The organism is Acidovorax sp. YS12 (assembly GCA_021496925.1).
In the GTDB taxonomy this organism is placed as follows: domain Bacteria; phylum Pseudomonadota; class Gammaproteobacteria; order Burkholderiales; family Burkholderiaceae_C; genus Paenacidovorax.
On the sequence record CP053915.1, the window covers coordinates 4,278,253 to 4,290,932 of the forward strand.

10 protein-coding genes are annotated in these 12,680 nt (G+C 60.7%); 2 read left to right on the top strand and 8 right to left on the bottom strand.

Going from position 1 to position 12,680, the window contains the following annotated elements; genetic code table 11:
- Position 1: 1 nt before the first annotated feature.
- The gene (locus YS110_19175; protein UJB66736.1) at positions 2-2,386 is read right to left on the bottom strand and encodes a TonB-dependent receptor; all 2,385 of its coding nucleotides are present in this window, start codon (positions 2,384-2,386) and stop codon (positions 2-4) included.
- Between YS110_19175 and YS110_19180 the strand changes: the two genes are divergently transcribed.
- Positions 2,367-2,798: a hypothetical protein gene (locus YS110_19180; protein UJB66737.1), complete on the top strand. Its 432-nt coding sequence runs from the start codon at positions 2,367-2,369 to the stop codon at positions 2,796-2,798. The genes YS110_19175 and YS110_19180 overlap by 20 nt on opposite strands.
- Before the next feature lie 52 nt (positions 2,799-2,850).
- Here the strand turns inward: YS110_19180 and YS110_19185 are convergent, their stop codons facing one another.
- The 5 genes from YS110_19185 to YS110_19205 all read right to left on the bottom strand — a co-directional run bounded on the left by YS110_19185 (position 2,851) and on the right by YS110_19205 (position 9,548).
- The gene (locus YS110_19185) at positions 2,851-3,912 is read right to left on the bottom strand and encodes a hypothetical protein (GenBank protein UJB66738.1); all 1,062 of its coding nucleotides are present in this window, start codon (positions 3,910-3,912) and stop codon (positions 2,851-2,853) included.
- Between the two features lie 25 nt (positions 3,913-3,937).
- On the bottom strand, positions 3,938-4,837 hold the full coding sequence (locus YS110_19190) for an ABC transporter substrate-binding protein (protein UJB66739.1): 900 nt from the start codon (positions 4,835-4,837) through the stop codon (positions 3,938-3,940).
- A 195-nt stretch (positions 4,838-5,032) separates the two neighbouring features.
- Positions 5,033-7,459 carry a TonB-dependent receptor gene (locus tag YS110_19195; GenBank protein UJB66740.1) on the bottom strand — a complete coding sequence of 809 codons (2,427 nt, stop codon included), beginning with the start codon at positions 7,457-7,459 and terminating at the stop codon, positions 5,033-5,035.
- Positions 7,460-7,672: 213 nt separating this feature from the next.
- Entirely contained in the window at positions 7,673-8,545 is an 873-nt protein-coding gene (locus YS110_19200; protein ID UJB66741.1) for a nucleotidyl transferase AbiEii/AbiGii toxin family protein, read from the bottom strand.
- Positions 8,526-9,548 carry a hypothetical protein gene (locus tag YS110_19205; protein UJB66742.1) on the bottom strand — a complete coding sequence of 341 codons (1,023 nt, stop codon included), beginning with the start codon at positions 9,546-9,548 and terminating at the stop codon, positions 8,526-8,528. Before YS110_19205 ends, YS110_19200 begins: the two co-directional genes overlap by 20 nt.
- A gap of 326 nt (positions 9,549-9,874) precedes the next feature.
- Here YS110_19205 and YS110_19210 point away from each other — a divergent pair, with 326 nt between their 5' ends.
- A complete protein-coding gene (locus YS110_19210; protein ID UJB67520.1) occupies positions 9,875-10,966 on the top strand; it encodes an IS5 family transposase in 1,092 nt (363 codons plus the stop codon).
- Positions 10,967-11,118: 152 nt separating this feature from the next.
- Here the strand turns inward: YS110_19210 and YS110_19215 are convergent, their stop codons facing one another.
- Both YS110_19215 and YS110_19220 read right to left on the bottom strand, forming a co-directional pair.
- Positions 11,119-12,078, bottom strand: coding sequence for a FecR domain-containing protein (locus YS110_19215; GenBank protein ID UJB66743.1), 960 nt, complete (start codon positions 12,076-12,078; stop codon positions 11,119-11,121).
- On the bottom strand, positions 12,075-12,605 hold the full coding sequence (locus YS110_19220) for a sigma-70 family RNA polymerase sigma factor (protein UJB66744.1): 531 nt from the start codon (positions 12,603-12,605) through the stop codon (positions 12,075-12,077). Before YS110_19220 ends, YS110_19215 begins: the two co-directional genes overlap by 4 nt.
- Between the last annotated feature and the right edge of the window lie 75 nt (positions 12,606-12,680).

Below are 12,680 nucleotides of genomic sequence, written 5' to 3' on the forward strand. Positions count from 1 at the left end.
ACTAGAACTTGAGCGTGGTCGAAAAGGCCACGGTGCGGGGCGCTCCCAGCGCGGGGCCCACGCTGATGTAGTAGTGCTTGTCGAAGAGGTTCGATATGCCCAGCCGGAGGATGGCCGGTTTGTCGTAGAGCCGGGTTTCGTAGCGCAGGCCCAGGTCTGCCACGGCGTACCCCGCGCTGGTTGCCCGGTAGTCCTTGAGGGCGGGTACGTACTCCACCGAGCTTCTGTACGATGCGCCGCCCGTGAGGTACAGGCTGCGCAGGAACGGCAGCGCGTACTCTGCGTACAAGGAGAGCTTTGCCTTCGGAACGAAGGTGGGGGCGTTGTCCTGGTCGCGCGCCAGATTCGTCTTCGTGATCTTTGCGTCGATGAAGCTGGCGCCGCCGAACAGGGTCAGGTTTTTGGTTGCCTTTCCGGATGCCGTGAGTTCGATGCCCCGGTGAACCTGGCGGCCGTCCTGCGTGCGTGTCCGCGTGCCATTGGCATGGTTGTCGTCATACAGATTGGCCTGGTCGATCTGGTACAGCGCGGCGGTCAGCAGCATGCTGCCCAGCGTGGCCTTGGCGCCGATCTCGATCTGCTTGCCGATGGTGGGCGGCAGGAACTGGCCCGCGTTGGTATACGGCGGGCTTGCGCCCGTGGCGACCTGCATGCCCGATTGCAGAGAGCGCATATAGGTCGCGTAGAGCGACAGATCGGGGCGGGGCTTGAAAATCAGCGAGACCGTCGGCGTGGTTGCGGCACTGTCATAGGACGATGTGGCCGTTTCGCTGGTGTTGTATGCGTAGGTCTTGATGCTTGCGTGGTTGATGCCGACCAGGGCCGACCAGCGTTCGTTGAAGGCGATGTCGTCGCCGACCAGCGTGTTGGTGTAGCGCTGCCGCATGCTGACGTACCGCCCTTGCTGGCCCAGTTCGGGCCATGTGACCTCGGGGGTGTTCAACGCTGTGGCCAGGTCTGGAAAATAGAACTCCTGCCAGTTGTAGCCATCCTTGTAGGGGTGGACTTCCATGGCGCTGGTGTTCATCCCGAACGTCAATTTGTGGTTGATTCCAAGGGCCCTGAATTTCAGGTCGGCATAGAGATAGCCGCCATCGCTCCAGCTTTTGGAGTCAACGAGTTTGGCCGAGTCGATGTAGGCCCCGCCTACGTCGTCGATCCAGTACGTCGCGGTTTTGTAATCCTGTGTTTCCCAGACCCTGAGGTAGCCGGCCCGCACGGCGAGCGCATCGGACGGGCTCCAGGTGAGGTTCGTTCCAAGGCGCCTTGCAGTGAGGTCGCTGTAAGTCCCGTCGTTGGTGAACAGGCGCCGGTTGTCAACGTCCTTCGCGGACGGATACGCGCTGGCGCCCCAGATGAATAGATAGTTGTCGGGCTTGTTGACGTTGCGCGTTTCGTGCGAGGCGTCGAACTGGACCAGCAGGTCGCGGCTGAGGTGCCAGTCGAGCGCGCCGCTGAGCATGTTGCGCGCATTGCGCTGCCCGCGCATCATCGTCTCGCCGTCCTGGGTCAGCACGTTGAGCCGGTAGCCGAACCTTTCATCTTCACCGATCGGCCCGCCGAGGTCGGCGTGCGCGTACCACTGCCCGTTGCCGTAGTTCCCGAGCGTGAGGTCATGCATGGGGTACGGGGTGGGGCGCTTGCTGACCAGATTGGTCACGCCGCCGACGTTGCCTGCGCCATACAGAAAGCCCGAGGAGCCGCTCAAGGTTTCCATCCGCTCCAGGTCTTCGGTGGAGGTGCTGAGCCACGTCCAGCGCATGGGAATGCCGTTGCGGGTGACTTCCGCATTGGTAAAGCCGCGTATGCCGACGTTCAGATACCCGCCGTTGTTGGCGGTGTTGCCGCCGGGCGTTGCGGTGGGAATGTAGAGCAGCAGCCGGTCGGCCGATGGCGCGATCATGTTCTCCATCAACTCGGCTGGCACCGAGTGGACCGAGTAGGGCGTGTCCTGGATCGGCTTGTCGCCCCAGGGGCCTGTCGCCTTTGCCGTTTCGGGCCTGTACCCTGCCTGCGCGCTTCCTTCATCCGGCGCTGCTGCCGCCATGACAGATACTTCTGCCAAGGTGGCCACGCTGCCGTTCCTGACGACCAGCGAGCCATCTGCTGCCGTGATGGCTTCCAATCCGCTCCCTGCCAGCAGCCTGTTCAGTGCCGCCAGTGGCTCCATGGCGCCCTTCACGGCGGGTGCGGCCTTGCCCTCGAGCAGCGCGGCGTTGCCGCCGATGGACAGCCCCGATTGGCGCGAAAGCTGCTGGACCGAGGTGCTCAGCGGCTGGGCTGGCAGATCGATGGCCAGGGGTACTGCCTGGGCCCATGCGGCCACCAGCGAAAGCATGGCAGCCGCAATGGGGCGGATAGGAGAGGTGAAGCGCGAGGAAGGCATGGCGGGTTCCGGTCAAGAGATGCAATGTGCTCACCTGTACTTGACGGTACAGCGCCCGAAACTACTCAAATTTTTTTTAGAACGTGTTCACGATCTTTCCTTGGTGCCCGCAAGGCAGCAAAAAACCGCAATCCAGGCGCGCGCCGCAGCCCAGGCGCTCTGCCTGGTCAAGGTGCGCAACGACGAGTGCGGTTTTTTGCTGCCTTGCCCGAAGGGTTGCCCCCGCAAAAGGGGGATCTGCGGCGCTGCCAATGCTCGCCGGGCCACCAGCCCGGCTGCGCTTTGCGCCTTGCACCTGCCCCTTTTGCGGGGCAACGGGCTCTATGAAAAGATCGTGAACACGTTCTTAAAACCCAGCAACCCCTCTTGCCGGAGCGGCCTTGGCCGCGAATGTCAGCCCAAGAAACGATAGCGGAATAAGAAAACCGGCTCGGCGAGTCATAAGGCTTTCGTCAAGGCTTCCATCAAGGCACATGCGACAAGGGCGGCGGCTTCAGCGAACGGCCGAGATGGTGGTGCAAGAGCGACCGGTCAAAGGCGATGGGATGTTCATCCAGGAATCGATGGAGCCAAAGACGGTCAACTTCGGACTCGGACATGAAGATCTTCGTCCCATTGCGATCGCCGTAGATGTCGGCCAATTCATGCAGACTTGGTAGTGTTGACAGCGTTGCACGGGCGCGGGCCTCAAGATCGGCGAAGATGTCACCGCAAGCGGTGGCCTCAAGGCGATCGATATTTTGGGGAGTCAGGACCAGGTGGAGGCCAATGTCGGTCGGCACCGGCTTTTCACTGCGTATTACTTCAATCCATTCGCGTTCCGAGCGCAGGTTCCAATATTCGCCGATAAGATCGGTAACGCAGCGGGGCAGGCGTTCCCGATCCTCCTCGGTGATATATTCGGACTCGCGGTGGGCGCCATGGCCTTGATAATAGAAAGGTCTCACGTGCCGTTCTTCGCATGTGGGCGGCAAGGCATCGAGTTTTTCAAGCAATTCCTCCATGAGAGGCAGGCTGCTCTTGGTTAGAAAAAGCGCGATCGAATTGGTAAAGCCTAATTCTCTGGCCGTTCGAAGGGTGCGCATCAGGAAATCGAAATCGCCACGCCGTCCGTTCCAGCGATCGTGAACGGCGCCGTGGCCGACGAACGACGCATGGACGTTTTCCGCGCCGACCGCCTGGCGTTCGGTCAACCAATGGCGCATCTGCCATTCCTCCATCAAGGGTAGCCCACCCAGCTGAATCCATTTCATCTTGCTTCCGTGGGTGCGCTGATACCAGGCATCGAACTCGATGAAGGTCGTTATGTCGAAATTGTAAGACGGAAGAAATCCGCCATCGAGGCTGATTCCTTCTGGGCCATGGGCCTTGCCCCAATCAATGAATCGGCCGACAAAGGATAGCCAGCGGGCGAAGGGGAATTTCGGGGTTCTGTCGCCGATGCAGCAGTAGCGGCAAATATGGGCGCAAGGAGCGGCGTTGGCTTCTATCCTCATCCAGGCTACTTTTCCCAGCTCTCGTCCCATGATGACCTCCTTATTGGATATATGCTCAATGTGAGCGGTTGATTGCATTCTTCCGGGAAAACCGCATGTACCCCGCAGACATTGCGTTCTGGTCGAGGGACAGGAGCTTGTCTAAATCATCATCCGTCAATGTCGTGTCATGAATAAAATGAAATTCTTCGCGGTATGCCGAGCGCAGGGTGCGGGGTAGATCGGGGTAGAGGATCTCCGCGAACCATTGCAGCAGGAGATTCTCGTCGAGTGTCGGTGCGAAAAAATGCGAGGGAGGGATCCGGTATACTCTTTTATCTCGGACGGCACGAACGATTTGCCACTCATGGGATAGATATAGTTTCTTTGCTCCTTCGTCGGCGGCGAGGTCGGAACCAAGAAAAATAAAATCAGGATCCAGAACTGCAACAGATTCTGGTGTTGGTACCGTTCGAATCCTGTTTCCCCGGCTGACGTTTATGGCACCCAGAACATCGATCAGCCCGTTCAAATGCAATATTTCCCCGTAAAGGAAGCCGAGGCCGACTTCGGTCCCGCCGATGAAAAAAGCCACGCGCGGGTGTTCTTTCCGTGAGCCGATGCTGGCCTTCAACTTTTCGCGGCTTGTCAGGAAATGGGTGCGCAATGCTTGCGCGCGGGCCATCTTCCCGGAAATATTGCCCAATTCCAGCCACTGTGCCAACCGGGCATCCAAAGAAGCACTGTATTGGTAAGAAGAAAGCCGGTGCAGGCCAACCGCCTTCAGCATGGGGAGCCAGATGTCCTGCGTGATCAGGGCATCCGGGTTCAGCAGCAACATTGCTTCCGGATCCGGAGGGATGTTCACCGGGACGATCGCATCCACGTCTGAGTAAATGCGCGAAAGGATGTCCTTGTCGAAGTCGGCTTTCTCGATTCGGGATGTTCCGGCCACATGGCCGAGTTTCTGATCCAAGGTGGCGTAAGCGGCAAGAAAACTCGGCAGGATGACGACTCTCTAGGCGGCAGCCCCGCTGTCATCTGCTTCAGCCCTGGGTAAATCTACTGTAGGCGGCATGAGGGCCATGCTTGCGGCCAAGAGGGGAACCACCAGGAAGGCGGTTTCCCTTCCGATGGACCGCCCGCGTCGCTTCTTGAACGTCACCCGTGGTCAATTGAGATTGACGGTCGCCGAAAACATTGCCGTCAGCGGACTGGCGCCCGACCCTCTCGGATACCAGTATCGTTCATTCGTGACGTTGTCCAGATTGAAGCGGAACGTCGTATCGTAGCCACCAAGAACGGTTTTATAGCGAGCACCGATGGAACCATATGTATAGCCTGGGATATATTTCAATCCGGTGGTCACGTTGCTGGCAACAAAACGGCTATAGTTCTGCACGCCAGCGGTCAGGGTCAGGCCCGGAATATGGGTGACGTCATATTCTGCATACAATTTCTGCATGTATTTCGAAACACCTGCTGGCATTTGGCCGGCTACTCCAGGGTTATTTGGTCGATCGGTTATTTTTGCGTCCATGGACATGGCGCCGCCGAACACGGTCAGATTTTCCGTGACTTTTCCGGAAATGCCTATGTCGATGCCTTTGTGCTTTTGGCGCCCGTTGCCGTAGTGCGTGTAGGAGGTTCCGGCGCTGTTCATCATGTAATAGGTGTTGGCCTGCGTCATGTCGAAGGCTGCCAACGTCACCATGGCCTTGCCGATCGCCCATTTCACGCCAAGCTCATACCCTTTGTGCACGTTGGGCGATGAGGCGCCGGGATTGGTTACCGGCAAGTCAAAATAGGTGCTGGGAACGACATCACCGGGCGTCAGTCCCTCCTGGTATGTGAAGTATGTACTGACGGACGGGACAGGCCTGAAGATGATCGAGCCGGACGGGGAGAGTCGGGATTCCCGATAGTTTTGGGTTTCAGCACCTGTCGTGGCGTCGTAATTGGTAAAACCCATCCTGTCATACGATGCTCCAAGGATGATCGACCATTGATCGGTGATGTCGATCCTGTCGGCGATCGGGATGGATTCATAGACATAACTGTACGATGTTACGTATGGGCCTCCGATGGGCGGCTGCGAGGCAAGTGTGTTGTATGCCGTTTGCAAGGCTGCGGCAGATGCGGCGGGATCATAGTAGTTGAAGCCGTTGATGGTTGACCAGTACGAATTGGTTGGGCTATTGAATTTCGCCCACATTTTCTGGCGGCTATAACCCGTCGTTATGGCATGCTTTATGCCGGATGTTTCAAAATTGAGATCTGCAAGAGCATGGCCCGTCGTGTTGTAGAAGCGGGAATCGGAGTTTGAATTGCCCAGAGTTCCAGAATAAGACCCATTCGCCGCGATGTTCCCATAGCCAAAATACACATAGTTGTTGATGTTTTGCTCATGCTGGAAGCCGCCGCGTACGGCGAGATGATCATTGATGGCCGATCGAAATCTAATTCCGGCCCGATCCGTGGTCCATTTGCTGTAGGTCCATTCCGGCGCTCCGGTTTCGCTGAGATCTGGCGCTTCAGGAATAACCGCTCCTCTCAGGGACCAAGATGAGTTCGGAGCGTTGATCTTGTAGTCGTAATGGGCGTAATCTGCCTGGAATACCGTGGAGTCAATCGGTTTGAAATCGAGGGCGATGCTGACGAGATCGGATCGGATGCTTTGGTTCTTGATCGAGGTATCGCCATCGCGTCCCGCAATGTTGATTCGATAGCCGAAGCGGTCGCCCAGAGGGCCGCCAAAATCGCCATGGAGGTATCGGCTGGTTCCGCCAGGAGCCCCTGCGGTGACCTTGGCAAGACGCTTATCCGTGGGACGCTTCAGGACATAGTTCGTCACACCGCCAATGTTCAGGGCCGCGCCGCTGAGAAATCCCGACAATCCAGACAGTTGTTCGATGCGTTCCTTGTCTTCAAGCGGTATCGATCCGGTAATGTTTGAGAATGCCCTGACCATGCCATCGACCGCCCAATTCTGGGAAAATCCACGAGAAAGAACGTATCTTCCTCCATTGCCTCCGCGCTCTTCTCCATTGGTTTGGAGTGAGGGCATCATGCTCAGGATTTTCTCCGCCGATTCTGTACCGGCATTCTCGATCAGATCGGACGAAGCAACAGAATAACTGTAGGGTAAATCCTGAATCTTCGTTTGGTCCAAAAATCCGGCACGAGACACCAGATCGGCGCGGTAGCCTTCGCTTCCCCTGCCGTCCCGCTGCAAGTTCTGATCCGGCGTCATGTTCGACGCATGAACCACCACCTCCTTCAGCACGGATGCGGCCTTCCGGATGACGGCCTTGTTGCCGTCGAGATCCGCCCTCAGGCCGCTGCCCTGCAGCAGCTGGCGCAAGGCATCGGCGGGTTCCAGCGTGCCGTGCACGGCTGGCGCGGCCTTGCCCTCGAGCAGCGCGGCGTTGCCGCCGATGGACAGCCCCGATTGGCGCGAAAGCTGCTGGATCGAGGTGCTCAGCGGCTGGGCTGGCAGATCGATGGCCAGGGGCGCAGCCTGGGCCCAAGCGGCCACCAGCGAAAGCATGGCCGCCGCAATGGGGCGGATAGGGGAGATGAAGCGGGAGGAAGGCATGGCGGGTTCCGGGCAAGAGATGCAATGTGCTCACCTGTACTTGACGGTACAGCGCCCGAAACTACTCAAATTTTTTTTAGAACCCCAGCAACCCCTCTTGCCGGAGCGGCCTTGGCCGCGAATGCTTGGCTGTGTTCTTCCAACTCCACCAGGATGCCTTCGTCGCCGTGCCCGGAGGCCGCGCCCAGGTGGTGACATGCATGGCGACCACCGTTACGCGCCGGGTGCACCCCATTGCTGGAGGAAGCCCGTGCTGAAACCTTTCAGGTACTGGGTATATCTCTGCTCGTTCTCGATACTGTGCGATGCCGCTTTCGTGCGAACGATCTGGTCGGCCAGTTCCTGCTGCAGCACCGCGTTTTCAAGAATGGCTTTGGCGATAGCCGCTGTGCCGTTTCCCGACTGCAAGGCTCCATCCTTGCCAAGCAAGTAGGCGCCTGCCAATTCGGGGTTGTAGCCGGCGGCTTCCATCAGCTCCGGCTCCCTCTCGTAGAGCCGATCCATGTTGTCGGCGGCGGCGTAGTTCTGTGCGATGAACAGCAGATCTGTGGCGTCCTTGTTGGAGAATTTCCGACGGTCGTGCCATGCGATGAGCTTGAGTACGGCCAGGGATGGCAGGGAGCATGTGTTGACTACCAGCCCCGCGCCGAGGTCTACCACCAGCGTACTACGAAACGCATCCTCGAAGCCTGCCACGTTGAGCACCACGTCATTGCCTGGAGGCCACGCAATCTCGCCCGCAGGGTGCTCTATCCGGCCAAACGGGATCAAATCCAGGGGGATGCCTTTGGGGGCCCCGTAGTGCAGCCGGTGGGGCTTGCCATCCACGGCGTGGAACAAGCCCGTGCCAACGAGAACGTCCTTCAGGTGCTGAAAGCGGTCCCAGTCCTCAAGATAGATTCCGAGGTCCACGTCGCGTGTTGCACGCTTCACCTCCTGCCCGAAGACGTGGACCAAGGTGATGTCCCGCGCCATGGCGCCGCCCACAAAGAACGGGATTTCCAGCGCCGCGGTGGCGCTGCGCGCCTGCGTCAGGATCGCGCGCAGGGCAGGGTCTATGTCGCGGTCAGGAAGCCGTTTCAGCATCGAAGATTTCCTTTTTCAGCAGGCTTGCCACGTCGCGGTTGCGGCTATCCAGGCTGGTCATGAGGTCCGCGTAGACCAGCAGCAAAGGGGCGATGGGCTCAGCGCTTGAATCGGGAGGCGTCCAGAAGGCGTCGAGGATTTCAACCGTACCGTTGGGATCGGGCCGCAGGCGATACTGCATCAACAGCTTTCCGCGGTCCTTCCAACAATAGATGGTGGCCTGCTCGGGCTGGATGTATGAGGTTTTGAGCGCGGCGCCGACCTCGCCCCCCCAGGCAGCGTCTTCGGGCTGCAGTTTTGCATCCTTCCACCACCATCCATTTTGCGGTGCGTACCGCTGAGGTTTGAGCTTGCTGCGCAGTGCGATGGGGTAGTTGCGGGCCCACTCCGTCCGCAGGGTGTCCGCGGCGAGAAGCCTGCGGCTTTTGGTGTCACCGGGGCTCAAGTGGCCCAGGCGTCGAAGGCCTTCCATCGCCTTCGCAGCGGAGCCCAGGGAGACCCCCGCCTTTGTGGCAATGTCACGTATCGGGCGCCCCGGCATGTCGGGTTCTGTCAGCAAGGTGAAGATGACCCGCAAGGCGCTTGCGGACCCCATTACCTCATGACCAGAGCCAGGGGGCTCTTGTTCAAGCCGTTGCTTGCCAGAGATAAAGACATAGCAGCCAGGAACGTCGATGAAGGCGTTCCCTGCGGTGTCCATGAAGTTCAACCCGGCATCCTGGAAAAGGGCGGCATTTTTCTTCGACATGTAGGGCACAACAAGCAGCCGATTCAGGTGACGGGAGGTTTTTGAACGCCGCGCCTCCTGTGCACCCAGGGTTTCGATACGGACAACGGTTTTCACTTCCACCGCGAATCGATGGGCAGGGCCTTCCTTGATGCGCAGTGCGAGGATGGCATCTGCGTCGCCGGGTGATGCAAGCGCTTCATGTTCACAAACCTTCCAGCTCAAAGGGGGGCTCGTGGCCTCCATCGCCTTGGTGAGAATGCTGCTGAAGTTCATTTGTTCGGCATGTTCATAAAAAATGAACAAGCATAATAAATGAACAAAGGGTTCAGGAAACTCGCCTAGTGTCGCGTCAACGGTCGGATGTCGAAGGCTGCACGCAGCCATCGGATTGCAGCGCAAGGCGCAGTGCGCAGCCCATGCCGAGCGCATGGGCAAGCGATGCAACGCAGCGATGCAATTCGAGGGCAAGTGCAGACCGGCATCTGACCGTTGACGCGACACGGGTCTCCATGCTGTTCAGTTGGCGTGCTTTCTGGGAACCTCTCAAAACCCATCCGCTCTCTTCCTGACCCGAGAAGCCTGACCCGCCCCTTGCCATGATCACACCCCGCAGCGCGCTGAAGTTTGACCTGTTCGCCGAGGCCTCGCGCCAGCACAAGAGGGACGAGGTGGGCGATCCGCTGCAGGTGATCGCGCGGCACATCGACTTCGGAGCCCTGGCCGGGCTGGTGGATGCCTTGATCGAGCGTGGCGATGGCCGCCGGGGTGGCCGGCCGGCCTATCCCACCGAGGTGATGGTGCGCATCCTGGTCTTGAAGCGGCTGTACAACCTGTCCGATGAGCAGATGGAGTACCAGTTGCTGGATCGGGCGAGCTACCAGCGCTTTTGCCTGCTGCAGGATGCGATGAACGTGCCGGACCGCAACACGATCTGGCGCTTCGGCGAGCGGCTGGGCGTGGATGGGGCCACGGTGCTGTTCCAGGGAGTGGATGCGCAACTGCACCGCCATGGCTACATGGCCCGGGGCGGACAAGCCATCGATGCGACGCTGGTGCCCGCGCCGCGCCAGCGCCTGGACAGGCCGGAGCGCGAGGCCCTGGCCGAAGGCAGAACGCCCGATTGGAGCGAGGCCGAGCGCCGGCAAAGGGATGTGGATGCCACGCACACGAAGAAGCACGGCAAGAGCTACTTCGGCTACAAGCTCAGCGTGAGCGTGGACCTCAAGCACGGCTTCATCCGCCGCATCGCCACGGGCACGGCCAGCGAGCACGACGGACACCACTTCGACGAGGTGCTGGACATGCACAACACCGGGCGGGCAGTGCATGCGGACAAGGCCTACCCGAGCCGCCAAAGGCGCCAGATGCTGCAAGTGCTGGGATTCGTGGATGCGATGCAGCGCAGGGCCCAGCCGGGCCAGCCCCTGAGCGAGTGCCAGAAGCGGCGCAACCAGCGCATTGCCAGCAAGCGTGCCCGGGTCGAACATGCGTTTGCCGGCATCCGGCACATGGGCGGCAAGTTCGTGCGCACGATCGGGCAGGCGCGCGCCACGGTGGCGATGACGATGATGGCTGCCTGCTACAACATGAAGCGCCTGGCGTCGTTCCTGCATCGGGGAGTGGATGCGTTCTTCAAGCCCCAACCCGGCACCTGCAAGGCACAGGTGCGTCCGCACACAGCGAAAGCCTGAGCCATCGGGGCTGCAAGGCCCCTCAATGCACGAGGTGCAGACCGCCGTAAGGCCTCATCGCGCATTCAAAACGGCTGGCGTCCAATCGTGCCTATTCGGATCCGTCAATCATGGGGTTGTGAGAGGTTCCCTTCTGTCACTGTGGGAGCGGTTCAGCGCCGCTGTATGACCGCCGTTCCGTCGGCCTCGATGTGCACATTGACGGGGGCCATCTGGGGCAGCAGCCGCAAGAAGCTCTCGGCGTCGGCCACGCTGACCGAAGCGGTCACGCGCGAATCCTTCCCGGCCGGGCCTGCGAGTACGACAGGCGCCTGGCGGTAGCGCGAGAAGGTGGTGGCGATTTCGGCAAGGTCCGCATTGCGCAGGTCGATGAATCCTCGTTCGAAGGCAAAGGCGCCGGCCGCGTCGTGCGGGACGCGGGCGAGCTGGGCCTGTGCGCTGGCCGGCGCGGAGAGTTCGGCCACTTCGCCGTTGTGCAGCAGGATGCGCTGGCGCCGCCAGAAGGGGCCGGTCTCGACCTGGACGCGCCCGTGATCGACGCTGACCCGGGTGCGGTCGGCGAGCCGATTGACGGCAAAGCGCGTGCCGAGCACGGTGACGCGCAGGCCGCCGGCCTCGACGATGAAGGGGCGGCCGCCGTCATGCACGACGTCGAAGGCGGCCTCGCCTTGCTGGAGGGCCACGCGGCGTTCGGCCCGGCTGTAGACGATGTCGGCCGCGCTGGCGGCACCGAGCGAGAGCTGGCTGCCGTCGCCGAGTGCGCCGCGCCGGGGCTGGCCGGTTTCACTGCGCAGGGCGGTGGTCCAGACGGCGGTGTTGCGCCATTGCCACCAGATGGCCTCGCCGCCCAGGCCGGCCAGCAGAACGGCGCTCAGCCCGTGCTTGAGCGCCTGCCGGCGCTGCTGGCGCCGCTGCTCCAGCCCCTGGCTGATGGCGTCCCAGCTCTTGGCGTTGTCCAGGCGCTGCCAGAAGTTCTCGAAGGCGGCGTATTCACGGGCGTGCTCCGGGTTGCTTGCCAGCCAGGCTTCGAAACGGCCCCGCTCCGGGTCGTCGGCTTCTGCGTTGTGCATGCGGGCGAACCAGCGCGCCGCCTCTTCGTGTACCCGGCTCAAGCTGCCAGTTCCTCGGCAGCGCGCAGATCGACCATGGTGCGCATGACATGGTTTTCCACGGCGCGCACGGAAATGCCGAGGCGTTCGGCGATCTCGCGGCAACTGAATCCGTCGATGCGGAACAGCCAGAAAATGTCGCGCCGCTTGGCCGGCAGGCGGTCGAGTACGCGTTGCGCTGCCTCCAGGCCGGCGCGCAACTGTGCAATATGTTCTGCCGATGGGGTGGTGCCGGCAAAGTCGCCTTCAGCCACCCAGTCTTCATAATCGGGCAGGGAGATCCAGCGTGCGTCGTTGCGGCGATGGTCGGACAGCACGGAACTGACCACGGTGCGCAGGTAGGCATGCGGCTGCGCGATGGGTTCGCGGGCCGCCGTCAGCGCGAGACGGATCAAGGCGTCATGCAGCACGTCGGATGCGCGGTGCACACACCCCGTGCGCCGTTTGATGCCACCGAGCAGATCGGCGTATGCCCACCGCAAATCCACCCCGTGCCAAATCTCGTTTCCCTGACGTACAGATGCTTTCATCGCACTTTTCCGGACAACCGTTATGGCAATTGTGACATAACGGTTGCAGGGCTAATCCGCAAGGGCGCCGTGGTC